The 19,937-nt window shown below is 33.6% G+C and carries 17 protein-coding genes and 1 pseudogene; 4 read left to right on the top strand and 14 right to left on the bottom strand.

Features of this window, described 5'->3' with window-relative positions; genetic code table 11:
* Nucleotides 1–66: 66 nt before the first annotated feature.
* Nucleotides 67–2,565, bottom strand: a complete 2,499-nt coding sequence (locus AAHM80_RS04300; protein WP_342259373.1) for a valine--tRNA ligase — start codon at nt 2,563–2,565, stop codon at nt 67–69.
* A 471-nt stretch (nt 2,566–3,036) separates the two neighbouring features.
* Here AAHM80_RS04300 and ubiA point away from each other — a divergent pair, with 471 nt between their 5' ends.
* Complete coding sequence (gene ubiA, locus AAHM80_RS04305) at nt 3,037–3,894, top strand: 4-hydroxybenzoate octaprenyltransferase (RefSeq protein ID WP_342260421.1); 858 nt, start codon at nt 3,037–3,039, stop codon at nt 3,892–3,894.
* A 29-nt stretch (nt 3,895–3,923) separates the two neighbouring features.
* Here the strand turns inward: ubiA and AAHM80_RS04310 are convergent, their stop codons facing one another.
* The 7 genes from AAHM80_RS04310 to cysS form a co-directional block, all read right to left on the bottom strand.
* Nucleotides 3,924–6,731 carry a 2-oxoglutarate dehydrogenase E1 component gene (locus AAHM80_RS04310; RefSeq protein WP_342259374.1) on the bottom strand — a complete coding sequence of 936 codons (2,808 nt, stop codon included), beginning with the start codon at nt 6,729–6,731 and terminating at the stop codon, nt 3,924–3,926.
* Nucleotides 6,732–6,846: 115 nt separating this feature from the next.
* Entirely contained in the window at nt 6,847–7,653 is an 807-nt protein-coding gene (locus AAHM80_RS04315) for a HEPN domain-containing protein (RefSeq protein ID WP_342259375.1), read from the bottom strand.
* A 417-nt stretch (nt 7,654–8,070) separates the two neighbouring features.
* Nucleotides 8,071–9,156 carry a phospho-N-acetylmuramoyl-pentapeptide-transferase gene (gene mraY, locus AAHM80_RS04320; RefSeq protein ID WP_342259376.1) on the bottom strand — a complete coding sequence of 362 codons (1,086 nt, stop codon included), beginning with the start codon at nt 9,154–9,156 and terminating at the stop codon, nt 8,071–8,073.
* Complete coding sequence (locus AAHM80_RS04325) at nt 9,153–10,523, bottom strand: UDP-N-acetylmuramoyl-tripeptide--D-alanyl-D-alanine ligase (RefSeq protein ID WP_342259377.1); 1,371 nt, start codon at nt 10,521–10,523, stop codon at nt 9,153–9,155. The genes mraY and AAHM80_RS04325 overlap by 4 nt, the downstream gene beginning before the upstream one ends.
* 27 nt (nt 10,524–10,550) lie before the next feature.
* Nucleotides 10,551–11,468, bottom strand: a complete 918-nt coding sequence (gene tsf, locus AAHM80_RS04330; RefSeq protein ID WP_342259378.1) for a translation elongation factor Ts — start codon at nt 11,466–11,468, stop codon at nt 10,551–10,553.
* 286 nt (nt 11,469–11,754) lie between these two features.
* Entirely contained in the window at nt 11,755–12,642 is an 888-nt protein-coding gene (rpsB, locus tag AAHM80_RS04335; protein ID WP_342259379.1) for a 30S ribosomal protein S2, read from the bottom strand.
* 192 nt (nt 12,643–12,834) lie between these two features.
* Nucleotides 12,835–14,217 carry a cysteine--tRNA ligase gene (gene cysS, locus AAHM80_RS04340; RefSeq protein WP_342259380.1) on the bottom strand — a complete coding sequence of 461 codons (1,383 nt, stop codon included), beginning with the start codon at nt 14,215–14,217 and terminating at the stop codon, nt 12,835–12,837.
* A gap of 67 nt (nt 14,218–14,284) precedes the next feature.
* On the opposite strand from cysS, the gene rodA reads away from it, so the two are divergent.
* A complete protein-coding gene (gene rodA, locus AAHM80_RS04345; RefSeq protein ID WP_342260422.1) occupies nt 14,285–15,385 on the top strand; it encodes a rod shape-determining protein RodA in 1,101 nt (366 codons plus the stop codon).
* 192 nt (nt 15,386–15,577) lie between these two features.
* On the opposite strand, the gene AAHM80_RS04350 is transcribed toward rodA, so the two are convergent.
* On the bottom strand, nt 15,578–15,850 hold the full coding sequence (locus tag AAHM80_RS04350; RefSeq protein WP_342259381.1) for a transposase: 273 nt from the start codon (nt 15,848–15,850) through the stop codon (nt 15,578–15,580).
* Nucleotides 15,851–15,961: 111 nt separating this feature from the next.
* Between AAHM80_RS04350 and AAHM80_RS04355 the strand changes: the two genes are divergently transcribed.
* Nucleotides 15,962–16,465 (top strand): transposase, encoded by a 504-nt coding sequence (locus AAHM80_RS04355; RefSeq protein WP_342259382.1) that lies wholly within the window; start codon nt 15,962–15,964, stop codon nt 16,463–16,465.
* On the opposite strand, the gene tnpA is transcribed toward AAHM80_RS04355, so the two are convergent.
* Nucleotides 16,466–16,897 (bottom strand): IS200/IS605 family transposase, encoded by a 432-nt coding sequence (gene tnpA / locus AAHM80_RS04360; RefSeq protein ID WP_342259383.1) that lies wholly within the window; start codon nt 16,895–16,897, stop codon nt 16,466–16,468.
* A 124-nt stretch (nt 16,898–17,021) separates the two neighbouring features.
* On the opposite strand from tnpA, the pseudogene AAHM80_RS04365 reads away from it, so the two are divergent.
* Nucleotides 17,022–17,855 (top strand): annotated as a pseudogene (locus tag AAHM80_RS04365) (IS256 family transposase); the annotation flags it as partial.
* On the opposite strand, the gene AAHM80_RS04370 reads toward AAHM80_RS04365, so the two are convergent.
* From AAHM80_RS04370 to AAHM80_RS04385, 4 genes are read right to left on the bottom strand one after another with little or no spacing between them, the layout of a single operon-like run.
* Nucleotides 17,808–18,173: a transposase gene (locus AAHM80_RS04370; protein ID WP_342260423.1), complete on the bottom strand. Its 366-nt coding sequence runs from the start codon at nt 18,171–18,173 to the stop codon at nt 17,808–17,810. The pseudogene AAHM80_RS04365 and the gene AAHM80_RS04370 sit on opposite strands and share 48 nt — an antisense overlap.
* Nucleotides 18,160–18,720: an IS630 family transposase gene (locus AAHM80_RS04375; RefSeq protein WP_342259384.1), complete on the bottom strand. Its 561-nt coding sequence runs from the start codon at nt 18,718–18,720 to the stop codon at nt 18,160–18,162. The genes AAHM80_RS04370 and AAHM80_RS04375 overlap by 14 nt, the downstream gene beginning before the upstream one ends.
* Nucleotides 18,714–19,214 (bottom strand): helix-turn-helix domain-containing protein, encoded by a 501-nt coding sequence (locus AAHM80_RS04380; RefSeq protein WP_342259385.1) that lies wholly within the window; start codon nt 19,212–19,214, stop codon nt 18,714–18,716. The genes AAHM80_RS04375 and AAHM80_RS04380 overlap by 7 nt, the downstream gene beginning before the upstream one ends.
* Nucleotides 19,215–19,257: 43 nt before the next feature.
* Complete coding sequence (locus AAHM80_RS04385; RefSeq protein ID WP_342259386.1) at nt 19,258–19,902, bottom strand: type IV secretion system DNA-binding domain-containing protein; 645 nt, start codon at nt 19,900–19,902, stop codon at nt 19,258–19,260.
* Nucleotides 19,903–19,937: the final 35 nt, after the last annotated feature.

A 19,937-nucleotide genomic window follows, 5' to 3' on the forward strand; every position in this document is an offset into this window, starting at 1 on the left:
AAAGCTAACTATACTAATTTTATTTATGTTAAACTCTAAAAACTTAGACATTGATTTATTAATTTTTCAAAGCATTTGAGTATATATTACATTAATTACAACATCGCCATTCTTTAATACTTGATTTGTTGATGAAAATTGCTCAACAAATTCTATGGTACGAGCAGACGTAACGTTTTTGAGATCTATTATTAACTCATCAGAAAGTTTTTCTCCTATAATTTCTAGTAGCTTAATATCAGCTTTGACTGACAAATTCTTTTCTGCTTTAGCTTTTCTAACCAAGTCTAGTATTCTAACAAGTCTATCAGGCTGAGTTTGTTCTACCGGAAAAGATAAATTTTTGATTTGAGGCCAGTTGCCCCTTGTATGTATAGATTTTGTACTATACAAAATTTGCCAAATTTCTTCTGTTATATGTGGAAGGAAAGGAGCTAATAATTTAAGCAAGATTTTTATAGAATGATATAAGGTTATTATGGCACTATACTGCCCTTTATTATCTGAACCATCCATATTATAAGCTCGGGTTTTAGTTATCTCGAGGTAATTATCACAAAATACTGACCAAAAAAACTTTTCTATCAAATCCACAGCATTGGCATACTCATAACTTTGCATATCTGATTCAATTTTGCTTACTAACTCAACTAGTTTAACTATTAACCACTGGTCAAACTTATGACAAATCTTGCTTTCTATATCAGATATTTCAGCATTTTTATCTAGTGAGTCTAATTTATCGAAGTGAATAGCAGCAAATTTAGCAGCGTTCCATAATTTATTAACAAGCCTCTTGCCATTTTTCATTACGTCTTCAGAGTAAACAGTGTCTGCCCCAAGTCTAGATTTAGAAGTCCAATAACGCATTACATCAGCACCATATTGCTCTAGCAATTTTTGTGGTACAATAATATTCCCTTTAGATTTTGACATTTTGCTACGATCGAATGCAAGACACCATCCACTAATCATGATATTTTTCCAAGGCAGGGTATTTTCATGCAATTGAGCTTTAAGTATTGTGTAAAAAGCCCATGTCCTAATAATTTCATGAGCTTGCGGACGTAAATCAGCTGGAAATAATTTATGGTGACGCTCAGCATCTATATTAAACTTTTCAGATATACCGTGACTACTTAATTGCGGCGAGATGGCACTAGTAGCCCAAGTATCCATAACGTCATAATCTGGCTCTACCTCTTCTCGCGAATAGCCAATTGGTAAATCTTGGGTTGGGTCTACCGGTAGTTGGGTTATATCTGGAAATATAGCTTTGCCTACTTCACCAATTCTTTTAGAATACCAAACAGGGAATGGCACGCCAAAATAGCGTTGACGACTTATACACCAATCCCATGATAGGCTATTTATCCAATTCTCAAGCCTAATTTTCATATTTTGGGGATACCAATTAATCTCATTTGCTCGTTGCATTAAAATGTCTTTATGTTTTATCGTACGAACAAACCATTGAGGTGTTGTAAGTATTTCTAGTGGCGCCCCTGAACGTTCAGCACATTTTACTGTTTGAGTAATTTCTACTTGTTTAATTAATAAATTTTTCTCTTTTAAGATTTCAATAATTTTACTTCTAGCATCTTTTATTTTTAGGCCATTTATCTGATTATAAGAAGATGAATTTGATAATTCGGCTGGGAAATCTATCGTACCTTTTTTATCTATAATAATCTTCATAGGTAAATTATGCGTTCTCCACCAAGTTATGTCGGTTACGTCACCAAAAGTACAGCACATAACAAGCCCAGTTCCTTTATCTATTTGCACTAAATCATCTGCTAAAATAGGTACTTTAACATCAAATAGCGGTGTTATGGCAAATTGCCCTTGCAAATGTTTGTATCTATCATCATTTGGGTTATAAAATACCGCAACGCACGCTGCTAACAATTCTGGTCTAGTGGTAGCAATAATAATCTTCTCACCCTTATTGGTCTGGAAAATTATGTCATTCATCATTGAGGTTTTTTCTTGATCTTCGATATCAGCCTGAGCCAAAGCCGTTTGATCAACTGTATCCCACAATATTGGTTGATTATTGCGGTAAATTTCTCCTTTATCGACTAAGTCTAAAAATGACATTTGTGATATTTTTCGTGATAACGGATTAATTGTTTGATACTCTAAGGTCCAATCAACCGATAAAGCCATTTGATTAAATAATGAACGAAACTTTTCTTCCTCAGAAATAACGACTTCTTTACATATTTCAATAAATTGCTCTCTTGCCATACTAGCTGCTTTTAGCTGCTTTTGTTTTTCAACTAAACGTTCGGTAGGCAAACCATTATCATCAAAACCGATTGGATAAAAAATATTTTTACCTAACATCCGTTTAAAACGGACAATAAAATCCGCCTGGGTATAACTATAAACATGTCCTATATGCAGTTGTCCTGAGACTGTTGGTGGCGGAGTATCTACTACAAAACTATTTTGTCTTGTTTCATTTTTATCCCAAAGATAAATTTTTTGTTCTTGCCAAAATTTTTGCCATTTTCTTTCGCTTTCACTAAAGCTATAATCTTTTGGAAATGCTATCATAATAATATCCTAATTATATAGGGAGTGTTGCTAACTAACCTGAATTCGATATATAGCTAACTTAGTATTACGCCGTCATTACGAGGAGACCAAAGGTCGACGAAGCAACCCATATCTCATCATTGATTGCTTCGTTGCCACTAAAGTGGCTTCTCGCTAATAGACGTTTGTGAGTTTGGTATAATAGACTTACTGCATAAGTCAATCTAGTTGGTGATTTTGTCGTCGAAACTCGCCTCCGCTCCTCACGTACGTCTGTGTACGCTGCGGTGCTCGGCTTCGTTTCTCCTAAAAATCCCTCAACTATCTTTGATTTATGCAGCAAGTCTAATACTAATCGGGTTAGCTATAACGAGTTATGCCAAATTCGGTTATATTTGTGAATATAGCAGATTTTTATGTTCCACTAATAGCTATTATCATTATTTTTGTGGTATTGCTCATTTTTTTAACCAAGATATATTATAATTAATAGTGATGCCAAATAAATTTTTCCTAAGTCTTAGTTTAATGAGGCTGTACAATCCTACTGGCTATCTGTTACTATTTTTCTCAACATGCTTTGGGCTACTTCTTACCAATATTGCAATTTATAATTTAGTAAAATTATTATCATTATTTTTTATCGGAAGTATCATTACTAGGGGAGCTGGTTGCATTCTTAACGATATTTTTGATAAAGATTTTGATAAGCATGTTTTAAGAACAAAGGATAGACCACTAGCTAATGGATCATTAAATGTAAATGAAGCGATGATTTTGCTAACTATATTATCAGTCTGTTCCTTGATAATTTTATTATCATTAAATAAAACAGCGATTTGCCTAGGGTTTCTTAGCTTTATCATGATTGTTTTATATCCGCTAATGAAAAGAATGACAAACTTCCCGCAAGTATTTCTAGGACTAACATTTAATGGAGTTTTAATTGGTAATAGTGCGGTAATTGATAAAATATCACTAGAAGCTATTATAATGTATATTGCCTGCTGTTTTTGGATTATTGGTTATGACACTATTTATGGTTTTATGGATATAAAGGACGATAAGAAGATTAAGATCAAGTCAATGCCACTTTTTTTAGAAAAGAGAAATTATAAATTACATTTATATGTTTACTATACCATCTTCATATTACTATTCATACTTGCTAACATTATAGCAACCCATCGACCTAACTATATAGTTATTCTCTGTGCTTATATAATGCTAACTTGGCAGGTAGTAACACTAGAAATCTCAGACCCACAAAATTGTCTTACTAGGTTTAAAAATAATAATTACGTTGGTTTAATCTTGGCTTTAGGTGCATTAGATTTGTATAACTAAATAATTATGCTAACGTTTCTAACTTAACTCTATCCCTTAATTATCAAGGCTTCTTCAAGCAATTTTTTCTGTTGCTCATTATGTATGATCGGTGAGCCAACTGCTGGTGAAGCAGACTCATTCCTACCAACATATACAAATTGATTATTAATTGATGCATTTTTTAGGATATCATTTAAGTGATCTTTAACAAAATTCCATGCCCCCATATTTTTGGGTTCTTCTTGACACCAAATAAACTCTTTAGCTTTATTATATTTACCTAATATTTTAACGATAAAATCCGTTTCAAACGGATATAACTGTTCAAGTCTAATAATCACAATATCTAAAATATTCTTTTCTTCTCTTTTTTCTAATAAATCATAGTAGACTTTACCACTACATAATATAATTCGTTTCACTTCCTTGGCATTTATAGCATCATTAATTTCGTCTAGTACAGGTATAAAGCTCGTATTCTTATCAAGCTGGGAGAGAGGTGATACAACCATTTTATGTCTTAATAAAGATTTTGGTGACATTACTATTAGTGGTTTACGAATATTACTGTATATTTGACGACGTAATAAATGAAAAAATGAAGATGGCGTCGTAGGATATGTAACTTGCATATTATTTTCAGCAGCAAGCTGCAAGAACCTCTCGAGTCTTGCAGAGCTATGCTCTGGACCTTGTCCTTCAAGTCCATGTGGTAGTAGTACTACTATACCGCTCATCCTAAGCCATTTGCTTTCACTACTGGAAATGAATTGGTCGAAAATTATTTGAGCTCCGTTAGAAAAATCGCCAAATTGAGCTTCCCAAATTACTAAATCTTTTGGATTAACTAATGAATAACCATACTCAAAACCTAAAACTGCATATTCAGATAAATTACTGTCAGCAATTTCAAAATTTTCTTGGTTTTGCGATAAATTATTTAATGGTGTATAAGTTCTATCATCCACCTGACTATGTAACACTGAATGACGGTGAGAGAAAGTGCCACGCCCACAATCTTGACCAGTAAAACGTATTCTAGTGCCTGAATTTAATAAACTAGCAAAGGCTAACTGTTCTGCAGTTGCCCAATCAATAGGTCTATCTTGCTTTAAGGTATTTTCTCTTAATTCAAATAATTTTGCAAGTTTGGGATTTAAAGGAAAATCTTTTGGTATCTGACAAAGCTTTATACCAAGTTCTTTTAAGGTATTTTTGTTAACACCAGTAGAGAGCATTTGAGCATTTGATCTAGTATAACTAGACCATAAACCTTCTAAAAACTGAGCTTGCGGTTGATAATTTTTGGCTTGTTCATATTCTTGATCTAATTTCAGTTTAAATTGTTCTTTCAATGCAGGAAAATAATTTTGGTCAATTATTCCGCCTGCTATTAGGTTATTTGCAAAAATAGTTGCCGGGGATTGCTTATTTTTTATTACATTATACATAACAGCTTGAGTATACATAGGTTCATCACCTTCATTATGACCATATTTACGATAACAAATGATCTCAACTACTATGTCTCTAGCAAATTTATACCGATAATTCACTGCAATATTGGTAGCCTTGATCACTGATTCAATATCATCACCATTTACATGTAGTATTGGACTATTAATTATCTTAGCAAATTCAGTAGAATATCTACCTGGTCTAGTGTCATAACTATTCGCTGTAAATCCAAGCTGATTATTAATGACAAAGTGAATAATCCCGCCAACATTATAAGGCTTTAGATCCGACATAAATAAACTCTCAGCTACTACACCCTGACCACAAAAAGCACTATCACCATGAACCAAAATACCCATTACTTTCTTACGATTAGTATCTTGGATGCTATCCTGTTTTGCTCGTACTTTACCAGCTACTACCGGATTCACCGCTTCTAAATGCGATGGATTATCTGCCATAGAAAGATGTACCTTAACCCCCTCTCTTATCTGATCTGATGAATAGCCAATATGATACTTCACATCACCTGAAACACCTAAATCGGTTGGCAATATACTACCTGTTATAAATCCAGATAAAATAGCTTTATAAGGTTTAGTCATTACCTTAGCTAGTGTGCTAAGTCTTCCTCGGTGAGCCATACCTATTACTACATCTTCTATTCCATGGATAATAGACATATCTATAGCTTTATCTATAGCCACTACACTTGCCTCTCCACCTTCCACTGAGAAGCGTTTTGCTCCAGGAAATTTGGTATGTAGATATTGTTCAAATCCTTCAATTTCTACTAAGTCTTGTAATATATTCTTCTTGTCTTGTTCTAATTCTAATAGACTCTGGTTATTTTCTATCTGCTCAAAAAACCAAATTTTCTCATCTTCATTGGTCACATGAGCAAGTTCTACGGCAATATCTTTAGTATAAGTTTGATCAAGTAAATTAACTAATTCCTTAAGTGAACATGCTTTTATTCCAAAAAATTCATCATCAATTTCTATAATATTATTCAACTGATCTGTGGTAAAACCAAAATCTTCTATATTAAGTCTCAACTCATTTTTAGTCTTAAGAACTTCAAGATTCAAGGGATCTAGCTTGACTAAATAATGTCCATAATTACGGTAGCTGGCAATCATTGCTTTTGCTCTGAGCTTGTTAGTTGCAGCAGAAAATTCCGTAACATACGGCAGAGGTTTTTCTTGAGGTGAAGTAATAACATGAGCAATGGTTTTATTAACTTGGTAACTATTATTATTCTCAATATTTTGGAAATAGTTTTGCCAGCTTTCATCAACTGCTTTATGATCTGATAAATATAGCTGATATAGCTCTTCTATAAAAACAGCATTACTACCAAATAAAAAACTAGTTTGTTTTAAATTCTTATCCATAAACTCCTATTCCTGATTAGTAAAAAACCTAGATAGCATTCCCCGTGGGGAATGTTATCATTCTTGGTCTTGTAAGTATCATTTCCAATTTTCCAAATCATGTGAGTATATACAATTACGTTACTTCTGTATTATTAATTCTTTCTAAACAGATTCTTTCAGTAACTGTCTTTAATTCTTCTACCCGGTTGATAAGATAAAGTAATTGTTCTTTACTAATTTTATAGTGTTTAGCATATCTTGCACCAACATAAGCATTTAGGAGTAACTTAAAGCACTCTTCTTGTTCAAGGGTCTCAAGTGGAAATATCTTGTAGAGGTCATAATGATAAATTCTAGCCTGCTTGTTAAGTTCCAGTATATCATGTAACTTTGGTTTATAACCAGTAGAAACTAGCAGAACAGCATTATAAAAGCTCTCGGTAGCTTGATGAAGTGAAAAGGCTGATAAAGCATTTTCATTATTTTCAAGATAAGCATTTACGCCAATAAGAAATCCTTTACCTCTTCCAAACCAATATTCATATTCTTCCTTAGCTAGTGGTCTTCGTTCCGACCATGGTAATTTTTTGGCTTCAGATAATATAAATTCACCACTATCATATAAAAGAACTCCTTCTTTCTTGATATCACAAAAGAAATACTGACCTTTTTCCAATTGGCTATTTACCCGCTTAATAGCCTCAAATATCAGGGTAACTGACTGCCTTTTTATCATGGTATCTATAGTAATTGGGAATTTTTTATCGAGCCTTTTTTCTATCGTATATTGTAATTCTCTAGCTTGATGACCTGCATATTTGCCTTTCTTTAAAATCAACAAAAGATCAAAATCACTTTGATAGCTGTAGGTAATATGCTCTTGCTGATATATGTCTTGTACCCAATCGCCTCTAGCATAAGAACCAAATAAAATAATCATCGCTATTTTTGATTTGCCTACGTCTAGAATTTCTTAGACAATATTGTCTAGTTTTTCTTTAATAACTAGTGATCGGCTAGGTAAGGTAGTTTTCATAAAGCTATTTTTTTGTCTTAAATCAACTATATAGCAAATAATTAAATAATCAACAATAATTTAATCGTAGACTGTAAAATAATTTAAAATTACAATCAATAATTGTGCATGTCATAATCAGCAATAATAATACCATTTCCCAAAACTAAATTGCTACTCGGAGTACGAGTGTCAAGCACCGGAGCGGAGATCATGAAGTACGACGACGTGATAATTAGTTTTCGGAAATGGTATAATATATATAGTCAATTGATAAGAAGTAGGTAGTGCCGTCTTCGATCGCTCCTGCTACCCAATCTTCCTGAATTGACTATAGCTTTTTTACCGCAGTTTTAGCGAGGATAAACCAATTAGAGCAAATATTATGGCTATAATCCAAAAACGTATCACAACTTTTGATTCCGGCCAGCCATGTTTCTCAAAATGATGGTGCAGCGGGGCCATTTTGAAAATTCTTTTACCATTAGTAGCTTTAAAATAATATACTTGAATAATTACTGATAAAGTTTCAATAACAAATAATCCGCCAATAATTGCTAGTACAATTTCATGTTTGGTTATAACGCTAATAACACCAAGAACGCCACCTAGACTTAGGCTTCCAGTATCTCCCATAAAAATTTCTGCTGGCTGGGCATTAAACCATAAGAATCCTAGGCTAGCACCAACAATTGAAGCACAAAAGATAGTTAATTCAGAAATATTTGGTATATACATAATTTGTAGATAATTTGCATAGAAACTATTACCGACCAGGTAAATAATTAAGGTAAAAGAACCTGCAGTAATAGCAATAGGTACTATGGCAAGACCATCAAGACCATCTGTTAGATTTACCGCATTTGATGCACCAACTATCACAAACATGCTAAATGGTATATAAAACAAACCTAAATCAATCAATAAATTTTTAAAAAATGGAATAGTGAGCAGATTGTTTCCCTGACTATTGGAGTCTCTTAATAGTAAACAGGCAATTAGACAAATAGTGAACTGAAATAATAATTTCTTCTTTCCGCTAACGCCTTTATGGTGGTTTTTTGTTACTTTAGCATAATCATCCATAAAACCAAGTACACCAAAAGCAACAAAGACAAATAACACTATCCATATATATTTATTAGTAAGGTCAGAGAATAATAGAGTGGAAAGACAAACGGTGAAGAGAATCATTATCCCCCCCATAGTTGGTGTTCCTACTTTTGCTTTGTGCGTTTCTGGTCCGTCGTCACGAATTGGTTGACCATATTTTTGTAAATTTTGTAAAAATCTAATTAATCTAGGTCCTATTAAAAAAGAAAGGGTCAAACTAAATAATATGGCAAGTCCAATACGAAAAGTAACATAGTGGAATAAATTTGCTATATGTAATTTATGTATATAGGGGGCAAGAAGGTTGTATATCATTGTAGCAATTCAAAAGATTGTATAATTTTACTAAGTTGGATACTGTTAGATCCTTTTAGTAAGAGTAATTCATCGCCTTTAAGTAATTCATTTAAGTTTTCTATCAACAAATCAACATTATCAAAATGCATTTTTTCTATGTCATTTGGCAAAGAGTCGTATATATGTTTGGTAAGATTACCTACTAAAAAAACCCTCTTAGTACCGGAGTCAATAATTGCTGGTATTAAGTCTTTATGGAATTTTATGGAATTTTCTCCCAATTCTAGCATATCACCTAGTATAGCAACTTTTTTCTGTCCACTAAGCTGTTTTAGATATAATAAAGCAGCTTTTACTGATGCTGGATTAGCATTATAATAATCACAGATGATTTGATAGTTCTGATCATTATATTTAGCGTTGACTAATTTACCACGTCCTTCAGTTAATGATATTTTGCTTAATTGTGTTGCTGTAGCATTAATATCTAAGTTCAGTATTGCTGCTACCTGAAGAGCGGCAGTATAATTTCTAGCATAATGTTCCGGTACAAAAGGAATTTTAGTATCTATTTTAGTGTTACAGATAGAATAATGTAGACGTACTTCTTGTCCAATATGCTCATATGATGTTAATCTAGAATCTGTGCCTTCAGATTTACCAAAACTATATATATTATTAATCGATAATTGTTTAAGATTCTGTAAAATTCTGTCATAATATTGATGGTCTGAATTTACAACAGCTATGCCATTTTTTGGCATTCCTTCAAAAATTTCACATTTGGTATCAACCAAACTAAGCATAGATTCAAAAAATTCAAGATGGGCTTCCGCTATTGTGGTGATTACTGATATGTTAGGTCGTACCATTTTTGTCAGCTCTCTTATTTCTCCTGAATGATTCATACCCATTTCAAAAACAGCATATTCTATATCATCAGGCATCGAAGCAAGATTTATAGGCACGCCAAGGTGGTTGTTAAAATTTCCTCTGCTAGCAAAAGTAGGTCCAAAATAACTTAATATAGTTTTGATTGCTTCCTTAGTACCCGTTTTACCAATACTACCGGTAACACCAATAAACCTTGCTTTAGATTTTTTACGTTTATACTCAGCCATGTGGTGTAGAGCAGTTAAGGTATCAGAGACCATAATTACTTTATTATCAGATAATCCTTTTATTTCCTTACTAATAATTACTGCATTTGCCCCTCGCTGCAGAGCATGTAAGGCATAATTATGTCCATCATTATTACCTTGCAGAGCAATGAACAGATCGCCGTTTGTAACGGAATTGGAATTAAACTGAATCTGCCTCCCCTGAATATCAGGATGTACTTCAATATTCAACGCACTAGTTAAGTCTTTTGCTGACCAAATCATTATTTTCTCAAATATAATCAGTTTTTCCTAACTTTGCATGACAGCTGCAACTTCGTCCGCAAAATTTTTATCTTCTTGCTTTATGCCTGCACCTAGTTCATATCTTATAAATTGTGTAATTTTAATCGAAGTTCCTAATTCTTTTGCAGCGTTATCCATAACTTCAGAAACTGTTAATTTATCATCAAATAAAAAGTTTTGTTCAAGCAGAACAACTTCTGCTAGGAACTTACGTATTCTACCTTCAACCATTTTTTCAATGATATTGTCCGGTTTACCGGAAGCTTTTGACTGTTCAAAAAATATATTTCTTTCACGTTCAATTAATGTTTGATCCAAACTTGATGCATCAAGACTATAAGGATTACTTGCCGCTATATGGGTAGCAATTTTCTGTCCTAATTCTAGAAGCTTAGCTTTATCTTTAGTAGTTGATTGTAAACCAACAATGACAGAAATCTTACCTAGACCATCAGCAACAGTATTATGTACATAAGATGCAACTACACCTTCTGATACCCGTAAAACATCAATACGACGTAGATTTAAATTTTCACCAATTGTAGCAATATTGTCTAATATTTCTTCTTCAACGGATCTACCTGTTGATGTTTTCGCTAATTTTAGTGATGGTAAATTATCTTGTTTCAAAGCTAGTTCAGCAATATTCCTAACCAATTGCTGAAACTTATCGTTTCTTGCAACAAAATCTGTTTCCGAATTTACTTCTATAATAGCCCCAACATTATCTTTAATGCTTATTGCTGTTAGTCCTTCAGCAGCAATTCTATCTGCTTTTTTTGCTGCAGCTGATAATCCTTTTTTTCTTAACCAATCAATAGCTGCTTCAAAATCTCCCTTTGCTTCAAGCAAGGCCTTCTTGCAGTCCATCATTCCTGCAGCAGTTTTCTCTCTTAATTGTTTTACAAGTCCAGCATTTATCATTTTACTCTCCTTATTTAAGGTTTATAGTTATTTTTATTGGATTGAGGAGTAGTATACTCAAGTATAACTTCAAGAATTGGTGTTCCTGCGACCTAGCATCCCTACACCTTCAATGTCATCCCAGCCTAGACTGGGATATAAAATGTCTAAAGCACCATTCCTGTCTGTTTCTTTAGATTCCGCACTGAAGTAGGAATGACATCGAAGGGGAATCAGGGATAGCATCAACCCTAACAGGAATAACATCGAGGCTACTTAATTAAGTTAATACTCCCATAAGTACTAGTTATTTTGTTGTTGCAGCAACTTCTGCAAGCTCTAAAGCTGTCTCAAACTCTGACTCTAGTGCTTCTTGATTATTTAGATCTAGAGTTTTAGAAAATTTCTTGGTTGATTTTAACTTAGTAACACCTTTTATATTTGTACCTTTTTCTTCATGAGTAGCTATGCTTCCTAAATCAACACCAGATGCAGCTAGAGCCTCTTCTATACCGGCAAGTACGGCATCAGCAAACAAGGTGCAATAGAGTCTTATAGATCTTATTGCATCATCATTACCGGGAACAGGGTGGTCTATATTATCTGGATTGGAATTAGTGTCAACAATAGCAATTATTGGAATACCTAACTTTACTGCTTCTTGGATTGCTAAATGCTCCTTATTAGTATCAATTACCACAAGCAAATTGGGTCTTGTCCCAATATGTCTAATACCCCCTAAGGATTTAAGTAATTTATCCTTTTTACGGGTCATTTCCAGTATTTCTTTCTTAGTATAACCGGAATATTCCTCTTCATTCCCCAAAATTTTCTCAAGATTATCTAGCTTTTTTATTGAGCCAGAAATTGTCTCCCAATTAGTTAACATACCACCAAGCCATCTGTGGTTAACGTAATATTGCCCACATTTCTCTGCATACTCAGCTACTATATCACTGGCTTGAACTTTAGTACTGACAAATAATATTTTACCGTTTTTCTTGACAGTTTCATAAATTACACCCAAAGCTACCTGCATTAGAGCAGCAGTTTGTTGTAAGTCAATTACGTGAATATCATCTCTTACACCATAAATGTAAGATGCCATTTTTGGATTCCAACGTGAGGTTTTATGACCAAAATGCACCCCAGCATCAAGTAAATCTCTGACATTAACAGCTTTTAGTTTAGACATTATTAAATCTCCTTAAAATGTTAGTTATGTACCTACATATTATAGGTACTCCTCCGCAAGAGTTGATACCAAAGAAATTGGACTAACAACTAGGCTCTTACGTGTGAATTTTGCTTTAATATTAATAAGCAAAGCTTATTATATATTTGATCAACATATTTGCAAGGGTTATGTTGAACGTAATATTCTTAATTAAACTTTTCTCCAACTAGTTGATCCATCTAGTTTGTCTTCTAGAATTATACCATCTTTTGATAAATTTTGACGAATTTGGTCGGCTAATAACCAATTTTTTTGTAATTTGGCTTGCCTACGTTGCTCAATATGTTGGAGAATTGGTTCATCATTTATTTCACAGTAAAACCACTTACTCGCTGGTTGGGTCATTAGACCTATAAAATTGCTGCATGAAAGTAAGTAAGAGGCATATAAGTACTTATCATCTTCTTTGTTACTTGTAAAGAGCAGTTTAGCATAATCGTTTATTATTCTAATGGCTAGAGGTGTATTCATATCATTGAATAAGTGAGATAAAAATTCTTCTGGAATGTTCTGCACGTTAAGTTTGTTAATGTCCAAATTCTCTATCGCTCTATACCAATAATTCATTGTTTTTGTAGCATCTTCTAGAGCTTTATTGTTGTAATCTAATGGTTTACGGTAGTGGCTACTCAGTAACAGTAATCTAACTACGCTACCAGGGATTTTTTGGTCTATTAAGTCTTTTACCGTAATAAAATTATTGAGCGATTTACTCATTTTCTCACCATTGCAGGTCAGAAATCCATTATGCACCCAATATTTAGCAAAATGAGAGTTCGGGAAAGCACATGTACTTTGTGCTATCTCATTAGTATGATGAGGAAAAATTAAGTCTGCCCCTCCACCATGAATGTCAAAATTTTCTCCGAGATATTTATAGCTCATCGCTGAACATTCTATATGCCAGCCTGGTCTACCTCTTCCCCAAGGACTATCAAAATTTGCCAATATTTCTTCATCTTTACTGGCTGGTTTCCATAATACAAAATCATATGGTTGCTTTTTTGATGGATTATTTTCAATACGCACTCCCTCTAGCATTTCATCAAGATTACGATTTGATAATTTTGTATAATTTGGGGCAGTAGAAATATCAAAATAAACATGGTTATCTGCAATGTAAGCATGATTTAGATCAAGTAATTTTTGAATAATCACAATCATGTCATCAATATGCATGGTGGCTTTTGGCTCGATATTTGGCGTTTTGCAACCTAGATATTGCATATTAGCATGAAATTCTTCGGTGATTCTAACTGTTAAGTCAGAAATCGTTATTTTGAGTTCTTTGGCTCTATTTATTATCTTATCATCAACATCGGTAATATTACGCACATATTTTATATGATTTTGACCAAATATTTTGCTTAGTGAGCGGTATAAAATATCGTATACTACTACGGACCTAGCGTTACCAATATGGGGATGATCGTAGACAGTTGGACCGCAAACATACATTTTTATTAAATTACTATCTAGCGGTACGAAAACTTCTTTCTTGTGAGTAAGTGTGTTATGTAATAATAATTTCATGTTTTTTAATCGTAATCAATAATGTCATTTTACAGCTAATTTTTATGGATATCTACCTAGAATGTCAATTCAAAGAAATTATTTTGAAAAACTAAAAAAACTACCAATTACTTTAATTATTCTTATTAGTGTGATTTGTAGCATTGGTTTTGTTGTACTATATTCCGCTTCAGATAGTAATATTCACCCTTGGGCGTATAAGCAGATGATGCATTTTCTCCTGTTTTTACCAGTTGTGATTATTATCGCAACCATTGATATAAAATATATATTCAAGTTTTCATATATATTTTACATTGCTATTATTATCTTATTAGTTAGTGTTGAGCTTTTTGGATCTATTTCTATGGGAGCAAAGCGTTGGATAGATTTAGGAGTTATCCGTGTGCAGCCTTCTGAACCAACAAAACTAGCATTAGTGTTAATGTTATCTAGGTATTTTCATCAACTAAAAATTGAGAACTGTGCTAGATTTTACAGGATATTATTGCCTATAATAGGTGTGATAGTACCAGTTATACTGATAATAAAAGAACCGGATCTAGGTACTGGAGTGATTAATATCATTATTGCTAGTATTATTTTTTTTGCTGCTGGTTTTAGAGTGAGAAATTTTGTGATAATTGGTATTATAGTCCTTACTTGCATACCAGTTATATGGCAAGTGATGCATGATTACCAAAGAAAACGAATCATGGTTTTTTTTGATCCTGAAAAAGATCCTCTTGGAGCTGGATATAACATTATTCAATCAAAAATCGCTATTGGTTCTGGTGGGTTGTGGGGCAAGGGGCTAGCTAAAGGTAGCCAAAGCCATCTAGATTTTTTACCAGAGCATCAGACCGATTTTATCTTTGCTACTTTTGCTGAAGAATTTGGTTTTGTTGGTAGTTTGTTTCTGTTAATTCTTTATTCTGCAATTATAATAATTTCATTAATGATTGCTGTGAATTGTAGAGCTATATTTAGTAAACTGATGGTAATAGGCATAACATCAATCCTATTTAGTCATGTATTTATAAATATAGCTATGGTAATGGGATTATTACCAGTGGTAGGTGTGCCTTTACCTTTTATATCTTACGGTGGTACAATGATGGTATCAATGCTTATTGGTTTTGGATTAATAATGAATGCTCAGGTACACCAGCATAGTAATGTTTCTTAAATAGACCTCTCTTGCATAATACCACTTCTATTGGTAATTTGTACGTGCTACCGGTATTCTGCTCCTCACGTACATTTGAGTATACTCATACTCTGCGGGTCGAGGTTTCAAGTTGCCTTTAAATTCCTCAGCATAAACGAATTCTGTAAGAGCAATTATCTTTTATCTAAATTTTATAAAAATAGATAAATATTATTTAATAACAAAAACACGTTTTTGTTGAATAAGTTTATGGCACACTTCAAGTAACTTACGCATACAAGCAACTATCGCAACTTTCTTAGGTTTAAAATTATTAACAAGCCTATCATATAAAATTTTTAAATATTGGAAACCATTCTTACCAGCTAATACTGCCATGTATAAAGCATCTCTAGGTATTTTCCTGCCTCCTCGAATAAATCTTCGTCCTTGCTTATTACCACTATCACGAGCATATGGAGCTATACCAACAATTGATGACAATTCATTGCTACTATAATTTTTATCCCCTAATTCGAGGGTGTCAGAAAGTTTGTGTAAGTTATAAAAATAGTTAAGAATAAAATTAATTAAAACAACTTACATGAGGCTAATATGAAGAATAAGAGTAAAGTATCAAATCCGACTATAGAAAAAGTAGTATCAGAAATACTATCACAAAGTGATCCATCTGAGATATTTGGCAAAGAAGGAATATTTCAGGAAATTAAAAAGCAGATAGTAAATAAGATTTTAGAAAAAGAAATGGAATCTCATATAGGTTATGAGAAGCATTCTAAGAATACCAAGGAGTCAGATAATAGACGTAATGGCAATTATGAAAAGACTCTAATAGATCCTGAGGGTCGTAAATTGGTAGTAGAAGTACCAAGGGATCGGGAAGGAGAATTTGAACCTCAACTAATTCCAAAAGGAGTACGGAGATTTGAAGGATTTGATGATAAAGTAATATCTTTATATGCTAGGGGAATGACTATTCGAGAAATACAAGGGCACTTAGAAGAACTATATGCCACCAAAGTATCATCTGAGTCAGAACGCCCTCGCAAAGCGAGGGGCTTGACGGTTATGAGCAGCCCAAAGGGCTGCCATTGTTAATTAAAATTCTCCTGATTCGTCAGAGCCTAAACTATCAAGTTGCTCTTGATTCTTAATGTAGTGTTTGATCTGATTCTCTTCAAATCCTACAGTTGAGACCGCATAACCTCTAGCCCACAACTTTTCTCCATTAAAATTACGTTTTCGTCCACCAAACTGCCTAGCAACGGCTATAGCACTTTTCCCCTTGATATAGCCTATTACTTCAGCTACAGAATATTTAGGAGGAATCTTGATGAGCATATGCACATGATCTTGTACCATATGCCCCTCTATGATCTTTCTCCCACGTTGAAAAGCTAACTCATGGAATACGTTCCCAAGATATTTTCTAACCTTCCCGTACAATTCTTTTTTACGACACTTTGGAATAAACACAATATGATATTTGCAATCCCATTTAGAATGATTTAAACTTTCGTATGTTGTCATATATTTTCTCCTTTGACCGTCAAGCCAAAGAAGTTATATATGATAACTTTTTATTTTATACTAAATCTAAAGGCCAAGCCTTGATGGTCTCACTAGTCAAACTAGTGGCTTACCTATCATTGAGTTAATATCAAAGGTAACTGATGGCATTTTAGAGGAAGTTACTGCATGGCAGAATAGAGCACTTGATAGTGTATATCCTATAATGTACTTAGATTGTATTCATGTTAAGGCAAGAGATAATCATGTAATAATAAATAAAGCAGTTTATCTAGCTATTGGAGTGAATATGGAGGGCAAGAAAGAGCTATTAGGAATTTGGATAGGCAAGAATGAAGGTGCTAAATTTTGGATGCAGGTAGTAACAGAACTGAAGAATCGAGGAGTTGAACAAATATATGTTGCATGTGTTGATGGTCTTAAGGGTTTTCCAGAGGCGATAAATAGCATTTTTCCAAAAACGATAGTGCAGTTGTGTATTGTTCATATGATAAGAAACTCTGTAAAATACGTATCATATAAAGATTTAAAATCGGTAACAGCTGATTTAAAGGCAGTTTATTCTGCAATAAATGAAGCAGAGGGATTAAGAGAATTACAAAATTTTGCCAAAAAATGGGATGAAAAATATCCAGTTATTTTTGACATATGGCAACGAAATTGGTCTGGCATAGCTCCATTTTTTAGCTTTCCGGAAGACATTAGAAAAGCGATTTACACTACTAATGCTATTGAATCCACTAACCGTCAAATTCGTAAAATTATTAAAAATAAAGGAGTGTTTCCAGATGACAAATCAATTCAGAAAATAATCTTTTTGGCGTTGACAAATGCCTCTAAAAAATGGACAATGCCTATTAAGAATTGGGCGATGGCTTTAAATCAATTTGCAATCCTTTGTGATACTAATTTACAAAATTGGGCAAATGGAGAAATCATACTTACACAAAAAATCTGACAGACCCAATTTTAGAAAAGCTAAGAAAGTGGCTGAAGCCTTATCAAATCTAGAAAATATACGCCTAAAATGTTTGATTTTACCAAATAAGCACTCAATTAAATATCGTTCCTTATAAGTATGTTTATCATATTCACGTTGTACTTTACGGTTAGATTTTGGTGGTATAACAATCTCACCCCCCTTATTTTCTAAACTTTCTACAAATGCACTACTATCGTATCCTTTATCGGCTATCACAGTCGTATTCTGAACATCTTGAGTAAGATTTCCCGCTTGAGTTATATCATACCAATTGCAATAATTAACACGGTGTATTTATCCAGTCTCTATACATAATTGATTTTACTAAATCTACATTATGAGCAAATTGATTCCAAGCGTAACAAGCCATAGTGACGATATCTTCATATACACCATAACATTGGTTAGACAAGAAATGATTTTTGATCCATTCCCAAACTTGTTCCATTGCATTAAGTTCCGGTGCATAGGGCGGAAGCGGTATCAAAGTGATATTGCTTGGCACAGTTAGTTTTTTGGCTGTGTGCCAACCTGCATTATCCGTTAGTAAAGCTATATGTCGGTTGCCTTGAATACTGCGAGAAAGGTCTTCTAAGAATTTATTCATTGCCTGTGTATTTGCATATGGTAAAATTAATGCAAAAGCTTCTCCTGTATCATGGCAAGCAGCTCCATAAATATATGTTGAAATGAATTGCTGTTGCCGAACTTTACGGGGTCTAGTGCCACGCTTAGCCCATATACGAGTTAAGCTACCTTGTTGCCCAACTCGAGTTTCATCCTGAGACCATATATCAACTTTACATCTATCGATATTTTTTGGTAATAATTCTGTTAGCATGTCTGGGAAGTTTTTTTATATGTATTTTGAGTCTCTTGATTTGACTTTGGATGCATTGAACGAGAAGTAATCCAGCTAAAACCAAGGCGGTGCATAGTATTGTAGACTGTTTTTAAAGTACATTTAGCACCATATTCCTCAAGTAACATGATATGTAGCTCCTTTCCAGTTATATACCCACCAGTTTTACTTTCACTGAGCGTATTGATTTTATCAAAAAGAGCAGACTCTTGTATAGTGTTAATCTTCCTAGGGGCACCGCTTCTTTGTGATTCAAATAATCCTTCAAAACCATGATTCCTAAATCTTCTGAGCCATGATTGCACAGTTTTCCAGTGTGACTTCACTATTTCAGATATGGCTTTAAAAGATTTGCCTAATTGAAGGTAATACATCGCCAATAAACGTATACGATTTCGACCATGCGGCTCATGTTTCATCATTTTTATAAAATCATGACCATGAAAACCTTGCGGTAATATTAACCTAGCCATTTGAGTACCTTTATCAGTTAAAAACCCATTTTACACCACTGCGTTAATTATTGCAATTGGTATTAGTTTTACCACTGCCAGTAGTACCAGTTAGTAATATGTGCTGAGTTTCACTATCCTTGACTAAAGGTAGACCTGAGATAACTATGTTGGAAGCCATCTTTACCTTACGTAATATGCGAGCTAGAACTTTTGTCTCTACTAAATCACCACCCCTTATTTTTGCAACACCAATTATCTGTTTTCCTCTTTGAATAAAGAATATTGTGGTAACCAATACTCCTATGATAAATACCGCAGAAAGCTCTAATAAAGCCGAGTAAATACACCAATGCCAAAAACTAGTAATGCTAGAACCATACGGCATAACATGCCAAAAATGATAAATGTATTCCTTAGCCGAACTATAGACAAAATCTTTCTTTTCAAAATGATAAAACTCAATGCCTATTTTAGATAGAGGATAAAAATGCCTGCCAATTGCTAACTTTAGTTGCACATAACGCTCAATCACCAAATAATACACACTGACAAGGCTTAAATGTTGATACATACGCCATAACAACCAACCGATAGCACACACTAAGCCAGCTATGAGTGAATTCTTAGTACCTTGCCCAAACATACGGAATTTATGGGCATAGAGTTGAGATCCACGAGTAAAACTACCCTGATTCTGTATTTGCATAGGGTTATTGTGAAAATTGTGCAGCAAAATGCTGC

The sequence above is a fragment of the Candidatus Tisiphia endosymbiont of Metellina segmentata genome (assembly GCF_964030715.1).
Classification (GTDB): domain Bacteria; phylum Pseudomonadota; class Alphaproteobacteria; order Rickettsiales; family Rickettsiaceae; genus Tisiphia.